Here is a 20,057-nt window from a genome sequence, read left to right as displayed (position 1 = left end):
CCTTCGTGATCGAGCAACGCGCCGTCTGCCGGTTCGCCCCCACCCGGGCCGGGATCATCAACCTGTGGGACTACCGGGACGAGGAGTTCAGCTTCGTCGACGGGTGGCTGGTGCTGCGCGGGCCCAACGGATCTGGCAAGACCAAGGCGCTGGAGGTGCTGTTCCCGTTCGTTCTCGACGGGCGGATCGAACCGCGCCGGCTCAACCCGTTCGCCAGCGAGGACCGGACGATGAAGTCGAACCTGCTCTACCGGGGGCAGGAGGTCACCCACGCGTACGTGTGGATGGAGTTCGGCGATGGCGAGCAGTACGTGACCGTCGGCATCGGGTTGCGGGCGCACCGGCACGTCGACCGGGTCACCCGCTGGCACTTCGTCGTCGACGGCCGGGTGGGGGTGGACTTCTCCCTGCTGGACGCCGACGACCGGCCGCTGACCCGCCGCGACCTGATCGACCGCTTGGGCGCCGACGCGGTGCGGGACTCCGCAGAGGACTACCGCCAGCTCGTCGACGCCCGGCTGTTCGGCCTCGGCCCGGCCCGCTACGAGCAACTGCTGGATCTGGTGCTGACCCTGCGTAAGCCGCAGCTGGCCAAAGACCTGAACCCGGTCGAGCTGTCCCGCACGCTGCAACGGGGGCTGCGTCCGGTCGAGGACCACCTGCTGGTGGAGGCCGCCCGCTCGTTCGACGACATGGAGGCGGTCGCCCGTACCCTCGAAGGGCTGGTGGCGGCGGACGGTGCCACGGTCGCGTTCCTGACGGTGTACTCGACCTACCTGCGGACCCACGCGCGGGCCGCCGCCGACGCCCTGGCCGCCCGCCGCGACGCGGTCGCCAGCCGGTCGACCGCACTCGATGACGCCCGTCACGCGGCCGACGCGGCGGCGGAGGCGGAGTCCGCGGCGGGTCAGCGGCTACGGGCTGTCGAGGGCGAGCCCGGACGGCTCCGCGCCCACCTGGACAGCCTGAAGGCCTCGGCGGCGTACCAGTCCCACGAGCAGCTCGCCGACCTGCAACGGCACGTGCGGGACCTGGCCGAGGCTGCCGGGCGGGCCGACGAGGCCGTCGTCGCCGAGGAGAGCGCGGTGGCGCGGCGGCGTACCGAATCAGAACGGGCGACGGTCGCGGCTCGGGACACGCGGACGGCGGCCGACCGGCTCGCCGACGATCTCCTGCTCGACGCCGAGGCAGCCGGGATCACCTGGAGCGCCGACGACGCCGCCCCGGACGACCTGGCGGCCCGGATCACCGCGCGGGCCGCCGGCCGCCGCGACGACGTGCGCGCCGTCCGCGCACAGGTGGCGCGGCACGACCAGGCCGACCGGGACCACGCCCGGGCCGCCGCCGACGCCGCCGGCGCCACGGCCGCCGCCGCCGACGCCGAGCAGGCCGAGCGGCGCGCCGAGGAGGCCGTCGCGCAGGCCCGCGCCCGGCTGCGCGCCCAGCTGAAGCAGTGGGAGCAGGGCAACGCCGGGCTGCTGGCTGACATCGCGCGCCCGGACCTGGCCGCCGGGCTGAGCGCCGCCGTGGGCACCACTGGCGAGCCGGGCGCGCGGACCCTGCGCGAGGTGTACGCCGAGGCGACGGCCGCCGCGGTGGCACAGCGGCGGGACCGGCTCGCGGCGCTGGCGGCGCAGCGCGCGGCGCTGGCCGACGGGCGGGCCGAGGTGGCCGCCGAACGGGACCGGATCGCCGCCGAGCACGACGACGCGCCACCCGTTCCGGTGACCCGGCCGGCGCCACGTGCCGGCCGGCCAGGCGCGCCGCTGTGGCGGCTGGTCCGTTTCGCCGACGGGGTGACCGGCGCGGACGCGGCGGCCGTCGAGGCGGCGCTGCACGCGGCCGGGCTACTGGACGCCTGGCTGCACCCCGACCCCGGGACGGCGACGACCGCGCTGGCCGGCGACGACCTCGACGGCTACCTGCTGCCACTGCCGCCGCACCGGCGGCCCACCGGGGCCACCCTCGCCGACGTGCTGGCCCCCGAGGAACAGGACGACGTGCCCGCCGCGCGGATCATCGAGGTGCTCACCTCGGTGGCGCTGGCCGACGTGACCACACCCAACGCCGCGCCGGTCATCGGCGTGGACGGCCGGTACGCCCAGGGCATCGCAGCCGGCCGGTTCGCCAAGACCGCCTGCGAGTACATCGGCGCGACCGCCCGGGCCACCCGACGCGCCGCCCGGGTCACCGAGTGCGAGCGGCTGCTGGTCGTCATCGATGCCGACCTCGGCGCGGTGGACCGCGAGCGGACGTCCGGCGAGGCGCTGCTGGCGGCGGTGGACGCGGCCGCTGCGCAACTGCCGGCCCCCGCGCCGGTCCACACGGCGCTGCGTGAGCTGGACCGGGCGGCCGCAACGCTGCGCGCCCTTCAGGAGGCCAGTGCGGCCGCCGCCGCCCGCCTCGACCAGGCCCTGGCCGAGCGGGCCGCCGCTGCGGCCGCGCTGCGCCGGAGCGCGGCGGAGCGGTCGCTGCCGGTCGACCGGCTCGATGACACCGCCGAAGCGGTGAGCCGCTTCGAGAAGCGAGGCGTACGCCTGGAGGGCGCGCGGACAGCCGCCATGCGCGCCGCCGAGCAGGAGGACCAGGCCTGGCAGCGCCACGACGAGGCCGTCGACCGGTTCACCGCCGCAGCGGAGACCGCACGCACCGCCCGCGCGCGGCACCAGGAGAAGGCGGAGGCGTACCGGACGTTGCGCGACAGCGTGGGCGCCGACGCGGAACAGGTGCTGGCTGACGTGGCCCGGACCGCCGACGCGATCGTCGAAGCGGAGCAGGCCGTCGAGCAGGCCCGTACCGCACTCGGCGCCGCCCGGGAGCAGCGGGTCGCCGCGCTGACCCGGGTGGAACTGGGGGAGCAGGCCCTGACTGCCGCCGTCGCCGAGGCGCAGCACGACGCCCAGCGGCTACGCCCGTACGCCCAGCCGGACCTGCTGGGCCTGTTGCGCTGCCCCACCGACCTACGCTGGCCGGCGCAGACCCCGGACGACGAATTGCATCCGCAGGTGGCAGCCCTGCACGAGGCGATCCTCGCCGCCACCCGGGAGCTGAGCCCCACCGAGACGTCGCTGAAGCAGAGCGCCACCCGGCTCACCGGCGCGCTGACCGACCTGCAGGCGCAACTTCCCGCCGCCGGCCTCGACCACCGGCCCGAGTGGGACACCGACGACGGGGTGATCGTGGTCCGGGTCGCCGACGAGCAGGGCCTCACCCCCGTCGCCCACTTCGCCGACCGGATCGCCCGCGAGCGTCGCGACCAGGAGCAACTACTGACCGACTCCGAGCAGCGGGTGCTGGAGGACGCCCTGCTCGGGCAACTCGCCCGGCAGATCCACCACCGCACCATCGAGGCCCGCGACCTGGTGGCGGCGATGGACAGCCAGATGCGCGCCCGGCGCATGTCTTCGGGGCTCACCGTCGGCGTCGGCTGGCGGCTCGCCGACGACCTCGACGCCGAGCAACGCGACGTGTGCAAGCTCCTCGAACGCGACCCGGCCCGGCTCGGGCCGGCCCAGCTCACCGCCATGCGCCGGCACTTCGCCGCCCGGATCAAGACGGCGCGGGCCAGCGCGCCCGAACGGCCCTACCGGGAACTGCTCGGCGACGTCCTCGACTACCGGCAGTGGCGGACGTTCGCATTCACCCTGCACCGGCCCGGCGGCGGGACAGAGGCGCTGACCCGGGCCCGGCACAGCCAGCTCTCTGGCGGCGAACAGTCGGTCTCCCTGCACCTGCCGCTGTTCGCCGCCGCCAACGCCCTGTTCGGCTCGGCGCGACCAGATGCACCCCGGCTGCTCGGCCTCGACGAGGCGTTCGCCGGCGTGGACGACACCGGCCGGGGTGAGCTGATGGCGCTGGCGAAACAGTTCGACCTGGACCTGTTCATGACCGGCTACGACCTCTGGGCCACCCACCCGGCGGTCAGCGGCGCCGCCCACTACGACCTGTCGCACTCCGCCGTGGAAAACGCCGTGTCCACCGTGCTGCTGGTCTGGGACGGCTCGACCAACATCGCCGACTTCGACGGAACCCTGGCCCGGGCGCTCGGTTCCCCGGAGACCCGCCGCGCCCCCGGTGATCCGGACGAAACCGACCGGAGCGGCGTCCTGCTCGACCTCACAGACGAATGACCGACGGTCGCGGCGAACCGCCGTCGGACCGGTCCGCCGCACACCCGTCGCTCGTGCCGACCGGGCGGCACCGGCCGGACGGTCCGGCGGATCTCGTGGATCAGCCCGGCTGGCGGCGGTTGCTGGCGGCCGCCCGGCGCAGCATCGAACGCACCGGTGGCAGGCTCGACACCACCGTGACGCTTTCCACCCCCACCGACGGCGAACGCCTCGTGATCATCGGCATCACCGGCACCCACCGCTCCGCCGCTGCGGCCCGTCTCAGCGTCCGACTCAGCGAGGTGGACGAGCACCTACGCGCCGCGCACGGAGTCGGCCTGATCGAGGTGCTCACCACGACGGCCCCGCTGCGCAACCGACCGTCCGACCTCAAACGCGAGGCCGTGGCCCGCGACGCCGTCCTCGCAGTGGCCAAAGACGGCCGGCATGCCAACACCGCATGGTACGCCGAATGGCTCGACGGCCTGCGCCGCGACGGCACCCTGACCCGCGTCGTCCGCACCGGACTGCCGTTCGAGGACGTGATCCGCGTCCTGGACGCGCTGCCCGCGGCCGACGAGCCGATACCGGTCTTCGCCGACCGGGTGCTGGAGGACACGAAGGCCCTCACCGACGGGCCGCTGCGGGGGCTCGTCCTCCGTGCCGTCGCCACCTGGCAGCAGGCGGCGCTCCCGGTCGACGGTGAGCGGGAACGGGCGTTGTGGGAATCAGTCGGTCTGGTCCCGGACGATCTCGCCAGCCAGGTACTGGTGCTCAACGTACCGGCCACCGGCGGGCTGGTCGGGCGGTGGCTGACGGAGGCTGCGCAGGCGGGCCTGCCGATGCGAGTCACCCTGCACCAACTACGCCTGGCACCGCTGGCCCTGACCTGCGGCGAAGTTTACGTCTGCGAGAACCCCGCCGTGCTGCGCGCGGCCACCACCGCGCTCGGTGCCAAAGCCCCGCCGCTGATCTGCACCGAAGGGGTGCCGTCGGTCGCCGTTCACACGCTGCTGCGTGCCGCTCGGGGAGCGGGGATCCGGTGGCGCAACGACTTCGACTGGGCCGGCGTACGACTGACGGCGGCGGCTCTCCAGCGGTATCCGGGCGCGGTCCCGTGGCGGATGGCCGCGGCTGACTACCTGCCGGCGGCGGGCACCGGTACGGCACTGCTCGGTACGCCCACCCAAACGCCGTGGGACGAGTCGCTGGGCGAGGCGATGCGGCGCACCGGCCGAGCGGTGATGGAGGAACGGCTGCTCGACCGGCTCATCGCCGACCTACGCGCGGCCGGAGCCAGATAGCGGCTGGCACACGTTGCTCGTTGGATGCCGAAGGCCGAACGTCGCGAGCCCTCGTATCCAACACGGCTGCTGGGTGGGTTCGGCATCCGTGCCGACGAACAGCAGGTCTCCGTTTCTGTGCAGGTCGGTGCCCCTGGTTGCGGAGTCCTCGACGAGCCACTGCTACTCTTCCCGGTCATGAAAACGGTTTTTATTACTGCTGGGCTGTGTGTGGTGCTGGCCGCCACCGGCTGTTCCGGTAGCGAGGCCGCCACACCGAGCGGTCCGACCGGTCCGGCCAGCCCGGTCCAGCTGACCAACTGCGGGCTTCCCCTCGGCATCGGCGCGCCGCCCAAGCGTTCGATAACGCTGGAACAGAACGCCACCGAGATCATGCTCAGCCTCGGTCTCGGCGACCGGATGGTCGGCACCAGCTACCAGACCGACCCGGTGCTGCCTCAGTTGCGGTCGGCGTACGAACAGGTGCCGGTACTGGCCAAGCTGTACCCATCGCGGGAAGCGGTCCGAGCGGCGAACCCCGACTTCGTCTACTCGACCTACTCGTCCGCATACGCCCCGGACGCCGCCGGCTCCCGCGCCGACCTGGTCAAGCTCGGCGTGCCTGCGTACCTCTCCCCATTCGCCTGCGAGAACGCGGCGGACGCGATCCCGACGGTGAGCTTCGACAGGATCTTCAGCGAGATCCGCGACATCGCCGCCGTCTTCGGCGTACCGGAGCGGGGTGAAAAGCTGATCCGCGAACAGCAGGGCCGGCTGGACACCGCCCGGCGGCGGGTCCCCACGGCTGTGCCGAGCGCTACCGGGCAGCCGAGCGCAGACCCCTCCCTGCTCTGGTACTACTCCGGCACCACCACTCCGTACGTGGCCGGGCACGGAGGCGTACCGGACGCGGTCAGCTCGCTTCTCGGAGCTCGCAACGCGTTCACCGACGTCAACCAGAAGTGGCCCGCCGGTAACTGGGAGGAGATCGCCAGACGCAACCCAGACGTGATCGTGGTGGCCCACCTGACCCGGGGCGGCGACGGCGACAGCGCCCAGTCGAAGATCGACTTTCTGCGCCGCAACCCGGTGACGTCCAAGCTGGACGCGGTGGTCGGCGGACGGATCATCACGGTGTCCGGATCGTCGATGGATCCGTCGATCCGCAGCGTCGAGGCGGCCGAGCTGGTCGCCGCGGGCCTGCGCGGGTTCGTCCGATGACCGCGCGGGATACCGCCGACGCCAGCGCGCGGGCCGCCGGGCTGCTGGACCAGGCGGCCGCCCGGCGCCTGCTCCAGCTCTGGGACGACCAGCAGTCCGCGTACGTGGCCCACCGTGACCTGCGGTTCGAGGCGATGTTCGACGTGCTGCGGCTGCACTGCCCGGACGACCTGACGATCCTGGACCTGGCCTGCGGTCCCGGCGCGATCAGCGACCGGGTACTAGCCGGCTTCCCGCAGGCCGCCGCTGTTGCGGTCGACTACGACCCGATGCTGCTGACGGTGGCCCAGGGTGCGCTCGATCGGTACGGCTCCCGGGCCGAGGTGCGCGACGTGGACCTGGCGACCGAGGACTGGGAGAAGCCGCTGGCCGGGAGGAGGATCGACGCCGTACTCAGCTCGACCGCGCTGCACTGGCTCTCACCGGCACAGCTGCTGCGCGTCTACACCGCCGCCGCTCGGCTGCTGCCGGCCGGTGGTGTGCTGCTGAACGCGGACCACCTCCGGTACGACGGGTCGGCTCCCACGCTGAGCGACATCGCCCGCCGGCACGACGAGCGAGTGCAAGAGGAGACGTTCGCCGCCGGCGCGCTCAGCTACTCCGCCTGGTACGCCGAGGCGGCCCGTCATCCGGAACTGGCGGGACTGGCCGCCGAGCGGGAACGGCGGTTCGCCGACCGACCGCCGCAGGCCCTGGCCCCGCTGGAGTTCCACCTCGCGGCACTGCGTACGGCCGGCTTCGCCGAGGTCGGCACCGTCTGGCAGTACCTCGACGACTACGTGGTGTTCGCCCGCCGATGAGTCCACCGATCGCACCATCCCTCGCCCGGGCACCCGATTCCGGTGCCGGGGCGAGGCGAGCCTCGTTCACCCCTGCTGGCGCCTGGCGGCCGGGGGGCCGGTACGTTCTGCCGCTGGCCGTGTTCCTGTTGCTCACCAGCATCGCGGCAGCGGTCGCCGTGGGCTCGGCCGATCTCTCCGCCGCCGACGTACTGCGTTCCGTGGGCACCCATCTGGGCCTGCCGGCCCGCCCGCTGCCGCCGCTGACGGACAGCATCGTGTGGGACCTGCGGCTGCCCCGGGTGCTGCTGGCCGGGTTGGTCGGTGCCGGCTTGGCCGTGTGCGGCGCGGTGCTGCAGGCGCTGACCCGTAACCCGCTGGCCGACCCGTTCCTGCTCGGCGTCTCCTCCGGCGCCTCCACCGGCGCGGTGGCGGTGCTGGTGCTCGGAATCCACGTCGGCGCGGGCCCCGTCGGCCTGACCACCGGCGCGTTCGCCGGCAGCCTGGTCGCGTTCGGCGCGGTGCTGCTGCTGGCCGGTCGACGAGCCGTCGAGCCGACCCGCATCGTGCTCGCCGGGGTGGCCGTCTCACAGCTGTTCAGTGCGGTGACCAGCCTGATCGTGATCTCCGACGCGCACACCCAGGACACCCGCGGCGTGACGTTCTGGCTGCTCGGTTCGTTGACCGCGGCCTCATGGCCGGCGGTGGCGCTGTGCGCCGTGGTGACCGGCGTTGGCCTGCTGGTCTGTTGGGCCGCCGCGACGGCGCTGGACGCCTTCGCGTTCGGCACCGACACCGCACGATCGCTCGGCTTCTCCACCGGGCGAACCCGGCTGCTGCTGTTCGGCGTCACCGCGTTGGTGGCGGCCACGCTGGTCGCGGCGAGCGGGGCGATCGGGTTCGTCGGATTGACGGTGCCGCACGCGGTACGGTTCATGATCGGTTCCGGGCACCGCACGCTGCTACCCGCCTGCGCGGTCACCGGCGCGACCTTCCTGATCTGGGCGGACACCGCGGCGCGGACCGTGTTCTCGCCGCAGGAACTGCCGGTGGGCGTGCTCACCGCAGTGCTCGGCGTGCCGGTGTTCGCCCTGGTCATGCTGCGTCGGACGGCTACGCCGTGACCGGCTGGGACGCCACCGGCGGCGGGCGGGCAACCCGAGACGGCCGGGACGGCGGCCGGCACGTCGCGGGCCCGCGTCCGGCTCTGCTGCGCGCCGACCAGATCGGATGGGGCGTAGCCGGCGTGCGGATTCTGGCGGAGGTGGCGCTCACCGCCGAACCGGGTGCCACGGTCGGACTGCTCGGGCCGAACGGCTCAGGCAAGTCGAGCCTGCTGCGGCTGCTGGCCGGGCTGGCGCGACCCGACTCCGGGCTGGTGCTCCTCGACGACGTCGCGTTGAGCGCGCTGTCTCGGCGCGCACTGTCCCGGCGGATCGCGGTAGTCACCCAGCAGGCGGTCACCGACGTGGAGATGTCCGCCCTGGAGGTGGTCCTGTTGGGCCGAATCCCGTACCGCCCACGTCTCGCCGGTGTCGCCGCTGCCGATGTGGCCCTGGCCCGGCACGCGCTCGCCGAGGCCGGTCTGGCCGGGTTCGAGCAGCGGCGCTGGTCCACCCTGTCCGGTGGGGAGCGGCAGCGGGTGGACCTGGCCCGCGCCCTGGTTCAGGAGCCGGACCTGCTGCTGCTCGACGAGCCGACGAACCACCTGGACATCCGGCACCAGCTGGACCTGTTGCAGTTCCTCTCGGAGTCGGCGACCACCGTCGTGGTGACCCTGCACGATCTCAACCTGGCCGCACAGTACTGCGACCGGCTGGTGCTGTTGCACGCCGGCCGAGTTGTCGCGGCAGGTGCGCCCGCCGAAGTGCTCACCGCAGACCGGATCGCGCAGGCCTACCGGGTACGGGCGGACATCGACACGGCGGCTGACGGCCGGCCCCGGGTCCGCTACCGCCGGCCCGGCTCCTGATCCGTCTCAGGCTGTCGTAGGTGGCTACAAGGATCGCGGCCGTGACTGGTTGGATCTACAACGATCGCCCTGAAGGCGTGCGGTTCCTGGCCGAGCGGATCGCGGATCCGGGCCGTGGGGAGATTGAGAACGAGATCTGGGACTGGGTCGTGCGTGGCGAGGACGACGCCGACGAGTTCGCGCTTGATCTCCATGAGCTGGGCGTGGTGATGATTCGGACGACTCCGGAGAGTTACGCAGAGTGGTTCGACGTGGAGGTCGGTCAATGCCATACGGCAGGGGGAGTGCCCATGCGCGCTCTAGCGGTTACCGACCGTGAGTCAAGGGTTAGTCGATCCCGTTGGCTATATTCCCGGATGGTGGACATCATGTCGCCGTGTCGCTGCGGTACGTCCCGCCGAAGTGCATGCCGAACGGCGCCGCACTCGGATGGGTGGACGGGCACGCCCGGATCGGTCCCGCGCGTCGGCGACGGGACGGCGGCGGGTGCGGGGCGGCCGGGCAGGCCCGCTCGACGTCGGAACCTCGTACCGGCCGGCCTTCTCGTGCTGATCAGCGCACCGTGTCGCTCAGCCCCGAGCCACGGATCATCCGTCCGAAACGGGCGAGCGCATGTACCACGTGGCCGTGGCGACGGACCGGAAGTCCAGGGACTTGTACAACGACAGCCCGGCGTCCGTGGCGACGAGCGTGAACGGCCGATCCGGGTAGGCGCGGACGGCCCGGGTCAGCAGTGCCCGGGCGAGCCCGGCCGATCGATGTTCAGGGGACGTGACCAACCAGTAGAGGCCGACTGCGCGACCGTCGTCGTAGGTATACCCGGCGGCCACCGGCTCACCCTGCCGGTATGCCAGCCAAACCTTCCAGTGGGAAACCCGCAGCAGATGCGGGGGAAGTGCCTCGCCCCTGCGCCACGGCAGCAGCGCGGAGACCGGGAAGCCTTCCACGATGATGCGCTCCGCCACCACCAACTCGTCAGGATGCTTGACCTCGACGATGCGCACGGTCTCGTCGGCGGCGGCCGGGACCGTCCCCGCAGGACGTACCATCACCGGCATACGCAGGATGCGTGCCGCCGAGGCGGGCAGCGCGGTGTGACCACCGAACACGTCCTCCACGACCACGCTCTTCGTTGACGGCGCCTGGTCCAGGAGACGCGACACGCTCTCCGCCGACATCGGCTCGCGCAGGACCAGACGCGTCATCCGAGGCAGATCAGCCCGGGAGTACGCCTGCACCAGATGGGTGTCGGGGGCCACGGCCCGCCACATCGCCGAAGCGTTCTCGACGTAGATATCCGGTCCGACCACCTGGCGGAGCCTAACATTCGCGCCAGGCCGCGGCCGGTGGTCTCGTCCCGGGTTCGATGCGTGGCGGCAGCCATGTCGCTCTCGGCGTCATCCTGACAATACGCTGGATCAGACGCGGGTCTCCGAACTGGAGGCCGGCGTGGCAGAACTGTCCTCCGAGCCGCCGTCAGTCGGATCGCTTCGAGCCTCGTCCCGCGCCTCGGCATCGGTTGTCGTCCGAAGCCGGCGCACGGCCCCCGGCTGGCCAACATGCCAAGGACGGCGAGGACGACCGATGCGGCGAGAATCAGCAACGTGACCTGGGTGCCGATCACCGCGCTGAGCGGTGCGACCGCGATCTGACCGAGTGGGACGGCGATCCAGGAGCCCAACATGTCGTAGGAATAGACACGGGCCAGGGCCAACCCCAGCAGCAGAAACGACTCGGCGAACATGCAGAGCACGCCGAGCAGCAGCAGTCTGCGTACCCGTATCCGTATGGCTATCAGGCCGCCGACAACCATGCCGACGGTCTGTGCGGCCAGCACCAAGCCCCATCCGCTCCGGCCGATGGTCTCCTCCGCAACGGCCGGCCCCAGTACGTTGACGCCGCCGGCGAGAGCCGCGTTGAGGATCATGAAGCCGAGTACCACCACCCAGACCCAAGTGCGCGCCGTGAACTCGGTCCATCCCTCACGACTTCTTATGCCCTCCAATCGCCGGCATAGAACTCCTGTGGCGTCGATGTGCGGGTCTGCAGCATGGCCGCGAAGCGACCGGCACGCATAGGTGGATAACAAGAGCTCGCAGGTCATCGACCTACCGACACCGGCGGAGCGTCGGGTTAGGAAGCCGATGCTCTATCCCCTGAGCTACGAGGTTGCTGGCCTCGGACCGAGTAGGCGAACCTCGGGTCGGATGCCCTGATAGCCAATCTCCTCAAAGCAAAACCCGCAGCCGTTCAGTGTGCCGGTACGCAGCTGGGTGCCGCCGTGATTAGGCGGGTACTTGTCCCACGCCTCCTGTCGGGTGAGCAGCTCTGCCCTGGCAGGGTCCGCCCCATAGCAGGTGAGTAGGTCCTCGGGAACCAGGTCGAGGCTGAAGGTGACAGCGAGCCGAGATCAGCCCATTTCCAAGGACCGTGTATCCGTCCAGGTCCGTCGCCCGGTCGGTCTGCGCGAAGCTGCCAGCTTTCCACCCGCAGCCTCATCGTGCAGCTCGGGAACGTGGCCGCGAAAACAGGGTCCGTTGAACGTGACCGGCTTGGCGTCGTTCGCCTGGTAGAAATCCCACACACCGTTCTGCAGCAGCGGCACGATGTCGGCGCACATAGAGCCGGTCGTGCCACCCTCCAGTGTTTCGGCAGCGGCGTCGAACGTCGTGGGTTCTCGTGTTGGATCGCTGGCGGGCAGTCGCCCGGCGGCCCACTGTCGGCTCGCGGAGCGTCCGGCGGAAGGGGTGCCTATGCTCGACGGGTGGAGGACAGCGAGCAGGCGGTGCTGGCCGGGATGTTGCAGTCGGCCGAGGACGCCGCCCCCGTGGAGGCGGTCGAGGCCGTCACGGGTGCCATCGCCATGGCACTGGGCGCGCTCGGTGTGTCGCTGTTGATCGTCGACCTCGGCGGTCGGGCGCTGGTCCGGCTGACCCACCAACCGATCGCCGGTGGTCCCGGTCGGCGTCAGGACGAGGAGGCCGCAGAGGTCCTGCCGTTCGACGGCGGCCCGCACGAGCAGGCACTGCGCCAACAGAGCACCCAGGTGATCCCCGGCGACGGCCGGTGGACGGTGCTCGCACCGGTCACCGAACGCGGCGAGGCGATCGGCCTGCTGGAGATCGATCTTGCCGCCGAACCGGACGCCGCCGTGGTCGCCCAGGTCGCCCGTACCGCGCACGCGCTGGCGTTCGTGGTCATCGCCAGCCGCCGGCACACCGACCTGTTCGAGTGGGGCCAGCGCAGCACCCCCTTCACGCTCTCCGCCGAGATCCAGCGCCGGCTGCTGCCCGCCTCGTTCACCTGCGAGGCCGGCGCGTTCGCCCTGTCCGGGTGGCTGGAACCGGCCGCGAGCGTCGGCGGGGACACCTTCGACTACAGCCTCGCCCGCGACCTGCTGCATATCAGCGTCACCGACGCGATGGGTCACGGCGTGGCCAGCGCGCTGACCGCCACCCTCGGAGTGGGCAGCCTGCGTAACACCCGCCGCCGCGGTGACAGTCTCGTCGCACAGGCCGAGGAGGCCAGCCGGGCCGTCGCGGAGCACGCGAACGTACGCGGCACCTACGTGACCGCCGTGCTCGGACGCGTCGACCTGCCCACCGGGCGCTGCGAGCTGCTCAACGCGGGGCACGTCCCGCCGATGCTGGTTCGTCACGGTCGGGTCGTACCGGTGGAGCTGCCCGGCAATTTTCCGCTGGGTATGTTCCCCGACGAGCGCTACCGCAGCGCGGAGATCCCCCTGTTGCCGGGCGACCGGTTGGTCGTCGTCACCGACGGGATGCGGGAACGCAACGCCGCCGACCTGGACCTGACCGCCGTCCTGCTCGGGATCGCTGATCTGCATCCCCGCGAGGCGGTCCGGGCGCTGTCCGACGCGGTGCTGGCGGTCGCCGGGCCGGTCCTGGCCGACGACGCGACCATGCTCATCATCGACTGGTACGACGGTCACGGGCCGCGACGCACCGCTGATGGCGCCGACGTCGCCCGCGCCAGCAGCCACCCGGGGTGAAGGCTGCTCAGGGCGCCGCCGGGAATGCCTCCTCGGCGTCCTGCACGGTGTCGAAAAGTGCGATGACCCGGTCCACCGAGGTGACCGAGAACACCTTCCGTACCGGCGGACGGACTCCGGCCAGACCGAGCCAGCCGTCCCGCTCCCGCAGCTCCTTGTAGGTGACCACGAGGGCGCCCAGGCCACTGGAATCCATGAACCCGACGTCGGCGAGGTCGACCACCACCACCCGGGCCCCGCCCTCCACGACCTCGGACAACCGGTCGCGCAACTGCGGTGTGGTGCTCATGTCCAGATCACCGGCGACTTCCACCACGGTGCCGACACGCCCCGGCCGGGTTGTCAACGCGAAATCCACAAGTCCCCCTCAATGCGGTACACCCGACCGCTCCGCGGTACCTGTTCCCCGCTCGTACCCCACCGTGCCAGATCCCTGCCCGGACCGCCTCCCGTAGGGTCTGCGGCCGGTTGGGGAGGAACGTGGCGCCCGCACTGCTGGCCGGGCTCTCCCGGCACCGTGAATCGGAGGGCCCTGCCCTGGGTATGGCAGGGTGGTCGGCGGGTGACGCACGGGACCGGGGGGGAGCTGCGCGATGCGGGTGAGCATGACGCTGTCACTCCCCCGCCAGCCGTCCTCGGCGACCGGCGCCCGCCACATACTCACCAGCCTGCTGAGCCTCACCGACGCCAGTGAGGACGCCCGCGCCAACCTGGCCGTGCTGATCAGCGAGGCGTGCTCGAACGCAGTGATCCACGCCGCCCCCGGCAGCGACATCACCATCACCATCGCCATCAACGACGACGTCTGCCTGCTCGAAGTCGGCAACCGCGGCAACACCCCCGACGACACCAGACTCGACGCCGACCTTCCGGCCCCGCTCACCATCGGCGGCCGTGGGCTGCCCCTGATCGCCGCACTCTCCGACACGGCCGCCTTCATCGCCGGACCACCGGACCAGGTGCTGCTACGCATCACCAAACACCTCACCGACGTCCGAGCAGCACCGAACTGCTGACCGGAAGCCCGCCGGTGCCGGCCGTACGGCCCCTGCCCGTCTGGCCGTCGTCGCGACCGCGGACACCCTCCCCGCACATGCCGGCTACCGGCTGCCGGTACGGAGGTCGCGGCCCCGACGTCCCGGTCGGCTGGCGCGGTCGAGCAGCGACTGACCCGACTCGGGCAGAAGCAGTTGGTCCTGTCGTCGCACCCGGCGTGGCGTGGTTCAGAACTCGAAGACCACGCGGGCGGTGACCCTGCCGGCGAGGACGTCCTCCATGGCCTGGTTGACGTCCTCCGGCTTACGGATCTGCGACTCCACCCTGGTACGGCCGGCGGCGTGTAGCGCGAAGACCTCGGCCAGCTCGGCGCGGGTGCCGACGATGGACCCGAGCACCGACCGTCCACCCATGATGGTTTCGAAGATCGGTAGCCGCATCGTGTTCTCCGTGGGCAGCGACACCAGCACCAGCCGGCCGCCGCGGCGCAGCGACGCGTGCGCCTGCTCGAACACCTTGGGGGGCCCGGCCAGGACCACGGCCACGTCGGCCCCGCCCAGCGCCTCGATCGCCGCGACGGGGTCGCTGTTCGCGGCGTTGACCGTGTGCCGGGCACCGAGGTCGCGGGCCAGAGCGAGCTTCTCGTCGGTGACGTCGACCGCGATGGCCTCCCCGCCGAAGACCTGCGCGTACTGCAACGCCAGGTGACCCAGGCCGCCGATGCCGAAGATCGCCACCCGCCCGGTGGGGCGTACGTTCGCCACCTTGATGGCCTTGTAGGTGGTGAGGCCGGCGCAGGTCAGCGGCGCAGCCTCCAGCGAACTGATGCCGTCGGGCACCTTGACCACGTACCGGGCGTACGCGACGGCGTACTCGGCATGCGCGCCGTCGATGCCGTAGCCGGTGTTCTTCTGCGACTCGCACAGGGTCTCCCAGCCGCTGACGCAGTAGTCGCACACCCCGCAGGCGTAGCCGAGCCAGGGGATCGCGACCCGGTCACCGACGGCGACCTCGGTGACGCCGGTCGCGGTCTGCTCGACGACGCCCACACCCTCATGGCCCGGAATCAACGGCAACGTCGGCTTGACCGGCAGGTCGCCACGCGCGGCATGGATGTCGGTGCCGCACAGACCGCTGGCCTCGATCCGCACCAGCACCTGCCCGGGGCCCGGTGTCGGGACCGGCCGTTCCTGGATCTGCAGTGGCGCGTCGAAACTGGTGATGACCAACGCTCTCATCGCGGCCTCCTCCTTCGTCGCGTGTCCGGCGCCTGTCTCACCCGACGACGCGAGCACCGGTCAGGCCCTCAGGCTCCAGGTCAGGTTAGCGAGGGAATCAGCGGCTGGTGGCGGCTTCGGGTAGGAAGGGTCGCAGGGACGGGGCTCCTCGCGGGCGCAGGACGAACCCCGGCTGGCCGTCCGGGGTGCGGGGCGGGTCAGCTTGGCAGCTGGTCGACCGGGCAGGCGTACGCCGAACGGCCACCCAGCTTCCACACGCGCACGGGTGCGCCGCAGCGCCGGCACACCGGCCGCTTGTACACCCACCGCTCGTCCGGCGCGGTCGGGTCGCTGACCACCTGGCCGGCGTCCCGGCCCAGGGCCAGGTACCGCACTGCGAGGTCCCACACCCGGCGTGCCGTCTCCGGTCCCACGCCCCGGCTGTCCGGGTCGAGACCGGCGAGGAAGAGCAGCTCGGACCGCCAGGCGTTGCCGATGCCGGCCCAGACGGCCTGGTCGAGCAGTGCGGCGCCGACCGCGCTCCGGGCGGCGGCCAGCCGGCGTACCGCCTCCGCCGGGTCGGCGTCGGCGCGCAGCGGGTCCGGCCCGAGCGAGTCGCGAAGCGCCCGCTCGCCGTCGGCCGCGAGCGGCGCGCACCGGATCGGGGCGATCAAATCGTACGCGACGGCAACGCCGGCCAGCCGGAGCCGCACTCCGGGCCGTGGGGTGGCCGTCGGGTCGTCGTACCGCAGGAACAGCCCACGCATGCCGAGGTGCACGTGCAGGGTCGGGCTGCCGTCGAGGTGGTAGAGCAGGTGCTTGCCGTACGCCTCCACCGCGCGCAGCCGCCGTCCGTCGTACGGGCCGGGGTCGAAGCGGCCCTGCGGGCTGGAGACGGCCAGCACCTGCCCGGCGAGCGCGGTGTGCTGCTCGCGGGCGTACCGGTGGATCAGGTGCCCTTCGGGCACGTCAACGCTCTGCGCGGAACAGGGCCGACATGCTGGCGGCTACCCGCCGGACCGGAGCAGAAACCCTGGGCGTCGACGGGATTAGGGACGGTGGGTCCGCAGTTGTACCAGTTCGTGACTGACGTCGTCCCGCCCCCCTCGGTGCTCGACATCCGGCGGATCTTCCTGGAGCCGCAGGCCGCCGCGCTCCCGCGCGGCCAGCAGGTGCTGGCCCGGTTCCCCGACGCCGAGCGCATCGAGATCGACAGCCACACCCGCATCCCCGAGCTGTACGGCGACGAGACGAACGTGGCCCGCTGGGTGCGGATCAAGACCGAGACCCTCGTCCTCGGGGTGAAGAAGTCGCTCACCGCCCGGCCGAACGGCCGCTCCGCCGACTTCATCGCCCCGTCCACCGCCAACGGCTGCGCGATGGCGTGCGCCTACTGCTACGTCCCCCGGCGCAAGGGCTACAGCAACCCGGTCACGGTCTTCACCAACATCGAGCGGATCACCGGCTACCTGTCCCGCCACGTCGCCCGGCAGGGTGTGAAGGACACTCCGGACCAGTGCGACCCGCACGCGTGGGTGTACGACATCGGCGAGAACTCCGACTGCTCGCTGGACGCCCGGGTCAGCGACAACGTCCGGGACCTGGTCGCCTGCTTCCGCGACCTGCCCACCGCCAAGGCCAGCTTCGCCACCAAGCACGTCAACCGGGACCTGCTCGACTGGGACCCGCGCGGGCGGACCCGCATCCGGTTCTCGCTGATGCCCGCCACGGACGCCAAGCTGCTCGACATCCGCACGTCACCGGTCGCCGAGCGGATCGCCGCCATCGACGACTTCGTCGCGGCCGGCTACGAGGTGCACGTCAACTTCAGTCCGGTGGTGGTGCGCGACGGCTGGCTCGACGACTGGGCGGAGCTGCTCGACCACCTCGACGCCGGGATCGGTCCCCGGGCTCGGGCACAGCTCGCCGCCGAGGTCATCTTCCTCACCCACAACGACCGGCTGCACGAGGTCAACCTCGGCTGGCACCCGAAGGCCGAGGAGCTGCTCTGGCGTCCGGACCTCCAGCAACCCAAACGCTCGCAGAGCGGCGGTTGGAACCTGCGCTACCGCACCGGGCACAAGGGCCGCTACGTCGCCGCGTTGACCTCGCTGATCGCGGCCCGCACACCGTACTGCCGCATCCGCTACGCCTTCTAGGCGCTCGCCCCCGCGCGGAGCCGCGTCCCGGCTACCGGCTCGCCACGTAGACCGTGTTGGCGGCCTCGCCGCCGGTCAGGCAGTTGTCGAACCTGACCACGTGGGCCCGCACGGCGACGAACACCTCCTCGAGCATGGCGGTGAACTGCTCGTCGGGCGCGGCGTCCGACCACAGCGCGAAGACACCCCCGGGCCGCAGCTGGGCGGCGAGCCGCCGCAGGCCCGCGGGGGTGTAGAACGCGGCGTGGCGGGGATGCAGGACATGTCGGGGCGTGTGATCGATGTCGACCAGGATGGCGTGGAAGCGCCGGTCAGGCAGCTGGGGGTCGAGGCCGGCCGGGTCGTTCACCATCGCGAAGAAGTCACCCTGCACCAGACGACTGCGCGGGTCCCCGGTGATCCGACCGGCCATCGGCAACATCCCGCGCCGGTGCCAGGAGATCACCTCACCGAGCGCCTCGACCACGGTCAGCGACCGTACCCGCTGGTCGTCGAGGACGGCTGCGGCGGTGTACCCGAGGCCGAGACCTCCGACCACGACGTCGAGACCGACCTCGGGCAACTCGGCCAGGCCGAGCCGGGCGAGCTCGACCTCGGCCACCGTGAACAGGCTCGACATCAGGTACTCGTCGTCCAGCTTCACCTCGTAGACGTCGACGTCGAGCGTCGGGTCCAGCCGGCGTCGCAGGCTGATGGCGCCGATCGGCGTCTCACTCCAGTCGAGTTCCTCGAAGCGGCGTCCCATCGTCTTTCCTCACTCTCACACTTCGGCGCGGGGAGCCTGGAAGACCGCAGCGACGACACGGTGGCCCGCCGCACGGTGGCGCGCACCGCGCGGCGGGACCCGACCACCCGTCGTCACCGTCGGGGCGACGGCCTCAGGAACTCGCCACCCATGTACGGCCACAGCGCCTCGGGCAGCCGGACCCGGCCGTCCGGACGTTGCCCGTGCTCGATCAGGGCCGCCCACACCCGCGGGGTGGCCATCCCCGAGCCGTTCAGGGTGCGGACGAACCGGGGCCGCCCGTTCTCGGCCCGGTAGCGGATGTTGCTGCGACGCGCCTGGAAGTCGGTGAAGTCCCCGACCGACGAGACTTCCAGCCACTTGTCGACCCCCGGCGAGTAGACCTCCAGATCGAAGATCCGCGACGAGGAGAACGTCAGGTCGCCGGTGCACAGGTCCACCACGCGGTAGGGCAGCTCCAGGGCGAGCAGGGTCCGCTCGGCGTCCGCGAGGAGGGCCGCGAGTTCGGCGGCCTCCTCCTCCGGACGGCAGATGCGCACGAGTTCCACCTTGTGGAACTCGTGGAGGCGCTGCATTCCCCGGGTGTCCTTGCCGGCGCTGCCGGCCTCCCGGCGGAAGCAGGCCGTGTGGGTCATGTACCGCAGGGGAAGCTGTGCGTCATCGAGCAGCTCGTCGCGGTGCAGACCGGTCAGGGGGACCTCACCCGTCGGTACGGCCCACAGGTCGTCGACCGTCGAGTACGTGTCGTCGCGGAACTTCGGCAGGTGACCCGTGCCCACCATCGTGTCGCCCCGGACGAAGTGCGGTACGACGGTCTCCTCGTAGGTGTCCCGGTTCAGGTCGAGGCCGAGCTGCACCAGAGCCCGGAGCAGGCGTGCCCCGTCCCCGCGCAGCACCGAGAAGCCGGACCCGCTCAGCTTGGCGGCCCGCTCCGGCTCGAAGATCCCCAGCTCGCCGGCCACCTCCCAGTGCGGCCGGGCGGACGGGTCGGGCTTGGCCTCCGGACCGCCGTACCGGAGCACGACGTTGTGGCTCTCGTCGCTGCCGACCGGCGCCTCGGGAGCGGGCAGGTTGGGCAGTACCAGCAGCAACTGACGCTCGTGCTGCTCGGCCTCACGGAACCGCGCCTCGGCGTCCGCGACGTCCCGCTTCAGGCCGATCAGTTCCTGGCGGATCTTCTCCGCCTCGGCACCACCCTGCGCGATGATCTTGCCGGACTCCTTGGAGCGGCGGTTCATGGTCTCACGCAGACCGTCGAGCTCGAGCCGTACGGCCCTGCGCCGTTCCACGGCGTCCCGGGCGGACAGCACGAGAGACTTCTCGACCCCCTTGGTCGCCAGCCGGTCGGCCACAGCTTCCGTGTCTGTCAGCAACTGCGTGAGGTCAAGCACCGCTTGTCCGTCTCTTCCCATGAGTTTGGAGCACATACGCCGGAGTAAGGAAGCATAGCGGCTGGACCTCGTCCGGCCCGGCCGGACGGTCCTCGCGCCCCCGCCTCCCGGCCGGTCCCACCCCGTACCCCTGGTTGCGGCCGGCCGCCGTGGCCGCGCCCCTGCTGCTCTGA

General features: G+C 71.8%; 16 protein-coding genes and 1 tRNA gene. 9 read left to right on the top strand and 8 right to left on the bottom strand.

Annotated features, from left to right (window positions below; genetic code table 11):
- Window positions 1-5 precede the first annotated feature (5 nt).
- Genes GA0074694_RS09920 through GA0074694_RS09895 form a run of 6 tightly spaced genes read left to right on the top strand, consistent with a single transcriptional unit; the run spans window position 6 to window position 9,364 of the window.
- Window positions 6-4,130: a TIGR02680 family protein gene (locus tag GA0074694_RS09920; RefSeq protein WP_091455915.1), complete on the top strand. Its 4,125-nt coding sequence runs from the start codon at window positions 6-8 to the stop codon at window positions 4,128-4,130.
- Window positions 4,127-5,413: a TIGR02679 family protein gene (locus GA0074694_RS09915; RefSeq protein ID WP_091455911.1), complete on the top strand. Its 1,287-nt coding sequence runs from the start codon at window positions 4,127-4,129 to the stop codon at window positions 5,411-5,413. Before GA0074694_RS09920 ends, GA0074694_RS09915 begins: the two co-directional genes overlap by 4 nt.
- Before the next feature lie 24 nt (window positions 5,414-5,437).
- The gene (locus GA0074694_RS09910; RefSeq protein WP_091455908.1) at window positions 5,438-6,613 is read left to right on the top strand and encodes an ABC transporter substrate-binding protein; all 1,176 of its coding nucleotides are present in this window, start codon (window positions 5,438-5,440) and stop codon (window positions 6,611-6,613) included.
- Window positions 6,610-7,413 (top strand): class I SAM-dependent methyltransferase, encoded by an 804-nt coding sequence (locus tag GA0074694_RS09905; protein ID WP_091455905.1) that lies wholly within the window; start codon window positions 6,610-6,612, stop codon window positions 7,411-7,413. Before GA0074694_RS09910 ends, GA0074694_RS09905 begins: the two co-directional genes overlap by 4 nt.
- Complete coding sequence (locus GA0074694_RS09900) at window positions 7,410-8,516, top strand: FecCD family ABC transporter permease (protein WP_091455902.1); 1,107 nt, start codon at window positions 7,410-7,412, stop codon at window positions 8,514-8,516. The genes GA0074694_RS09905 and GA0074694_RS09900 overlap by 4 nt, the downstream gene beginning before the upstream one ends.
- A complete protein-coding gene (locus GA0074694_RS09895; RefSeq protein ID WP_218105656.1) occupies window positions 8,513-9,364 on the top strand; it encodes an ABC transporter ATP-binding protein in 852 nt (283 codons plus the stop codon). Before GA0074694_RS09900 ends, GA0074694_RS09895 begins: the two co-directional genes overlap by 4 nt.
- 587 nt (window positions 9,365-9,951) lie before the next feature.
- Here GA0074694_RS09895 and GA0074694_RS09890 read toward each other — a convergent pair.
- The 3 genes from GA0074694_RS09890 to GA0074694_RS30810 form a co-directional block, all read right to left on the bottom strand.
- On the bottom strand, window positions 9,952-10,623 hold the full coding sequence (locus GA0074694_RS09890; protein ID WP_176737841.1) for a GNAT family N-acetyltransferase: 672 nt from the start codon (window positions 10,621-10,623) through the stop codon (window positions 9,952-9,954).
- A 792-nt stretch (window positions 10,624-11,415) separates the two neighbouring features.
- Window positions 11,416-11,530, bottom strand: a tRNA-Arg gene (locus tag GA0074694_RS31535).
- A gap of 244 nt (window positions 11,531-11,774) precedes the next feature.
- Window positions 11,775-11,984 (bottom strand): hypothetical protein, encoded by a 210-nt coding sequence (locus GA0074694_RS30810; protein ID WP_141714017.1) that lies wholly within the window; start codon window positions 11,982-11,984, stop codon window positions 11,775-11,777.
- A gap of 144 nt (window positions 11,985-12,128) precedes the next feature.
- Between GA0074694_RS30810 and GA0074694_RS09880 the strand changes: the two genes are divergently transcribed.
- Window positions 12,129-13,376, top strand: a complete 1,248-nt coding sequence (locus tag GA0074694_RS09880) for a PP2C family protein-serine/threonine phosphatase (protein WP_091455895.1) — start codon at window positions 12,129-12,131, stop codon at window positions 13,374-13,376.
- 7 nt (window positions 13,377-13,383) lie between these two features.
- Here the strand turns inward: GA0074694_RS09880 and GA0074694_RS09875 are convergent, their stop codons facing one another.
- Window positions 13,384-13,734 carry an STAS domain-containing protein gene (locus GA0074694_RS09875; protein ID WP_091455891.1) on the bottom strand — a complete coding sequence of 117 codons (351 nt, stop codon included), beginning with the start codon at window positions 13,732-13,734 and terminating at the stop codon, window positions 13,384-13,386.
- Window positions 13,735-13,969: 235 nt separating this feature from the next.
- Here GA0074694_RS09875 and GA0074694_RS09870 point away from each other — a divergent pair, with 235 nt between their 5' ends.
- Window positions 13,970-14,392 carry an ATP-binding protein gene (locus GA0074694_RS09870; RefSeq protein ID WP_091455887.1) on the top strand — a complete coding sequence of 141 codons (423 nt, stop codon included), beginning with the start codon at window positions 13,970-13,972 and terminating at the stop codon, window positions 14,390-14,392.
- A 207-nt stretch (window positions 14,393-14,599) separates the two neighbouring features.
- On the opposite strand, the gene GA0074694_RS09865 is transcribed toward GA0074694_RS09870, so the two are convergent.
- Window positions 14,600-15,610, bottom strand: coding sequence for an alcohol dehydrogenase catalytic domain-containing protein (locus tag GA0074694_RS09865; protein WP_091455884.1), 1,011 nt, complete (start codon window positions 15,608-15,610; stop codon window positions 14,600-14,602).
- 197 nt (window positions 15,611-15,807) lie between these two features.
- Complete coding sequence (locus GA0074694_RS09860; RefSeq protein WP_091455880.1) at window positions 15,808-16,557, bottom strand: DNA-formamidopyrimidine glycosylase family protein; 750 nt, start codon at window positions 16,555-16,557, stop codon at window positions 15,808-15,810.
- A gap of 114 nt (window positions 16,558-16,671) precedes the next feature.
- Between GA0074694_RS09860 and GA0074694_RS09855 the strand changes: the two genes are divergently transcribed.
- A complete protein-coding gene (locus GA0074694_RS09855; RefSeq protein ID WP_218105655.1) occupies window positions 16,672-17,748 on the top strand; it encodes a spore photoproduct lyase family protein in 1,077 nt (358 codons plus the stop codon).
- A 31-nt stretch (window positions 17,749-17,779) separates the two neighbouring features.
- Here GA0074694_RS09855 and GA0074694_RS09850 read toward each other — a convergent pair whose 3' ends face one another.
- Window positions 17,780-18,493, bottom strand: a complete 714-nt coding sequence (locus GA0074694_RS09850; RefSeq protein WP_091455877.1) for a polyamine aminopropyltransferase — start codon at window positions 18,491-18,493, stop codon at window positions 17,780-17,782.
- 113 nt (window positions 18,494-18,606) lie between these two features.
- A complete protein-coding gene (gene serS, locus GA0074694_RS09845; protein ID WP_091455873.1) occupies window positions 18,607-19,884 on the bottom strand; it encodes a serine--tRNA ligase in 1,278 nt (425 codons plus the stop codon).
- Between the last annotated feature and the right edge of the window lie 173 nt (window positions 19,885-20,057).

It is taken from the genome of Micromonospora inyonensis (assembly GCF_900091415.1).
Classification (GTDB): domain Bacteria; phylum Actinomycetota; class Actinomycetes; order Mycobacteriales; family Micromonosporaceae; genus Micromonospora; species Micromonospora inyonensis.
This window is presented reverse-complemented; position numbering and strand designations above follow the sequence as displayed.

Excerpts from the sequence above, each read along its gene's own strand:
- GA0074694_RS09910 (WP_091455908.1), top strand. The coding sequence starts at position 5,438 with ATGCCGAAGGCCGAACGTCGCGAGCCCTCGTATCCAACACGGCTGCTG.
- GA0074694_RS09850 (WP_091455877.1), bottom strand. The coding sequence starts at position 18,493 with ATGGGACGCCGCTTCGAGGAACTCGACTGGAGTGAGACGCCGATCGGC.
- GA0074694_RS09865 (WP_091455884.1), bottom strand. The coding sequence starts at position 15,610 with ATGAGAGCGTTGGTCATCACCAGTTTCGACGCGCCACTGCAGATCCAG.
- GA0074694_RS09915 (WP_091455911.1), top strand. The coding sequence starts at position 4,127 with ATGACCGACGGTCGCGGCGAACCGCCGTCGGACCGGTCCGCCGCACAC.
- GA0074694_RS09905 (WP_091455905.1), top strand. The coding sequence starts at position 6,610 with ATGACCGCGCGGGATACCGCCGACGCCAGCGCGCGGGCCGCCGGGCTG.
- GA0074694_RS09870 (WP_091455887.1), top strand. The coding sequence starts at position 13,970 with ATGCGGGTGAGCATGACGCTGTCACTCCCCCGCCAGCCGTCCTCGGCG.
- GA0074694_RS09900 (WP_091455902.1), top strand. The coding sequence starts at position 7,410 with ATGAGTCCACCGATCGCACCATCCCTCGCCCGGGCACCCGATTCCGGT.
- GA0074694_RS30810 (WP_141714017.1), bottom strand. The coding sequence starts at position 11,984 with ATGTGCGCCGACATCGTGCCGCTGCTGCAGAACGGTGTGTGGGATTTC.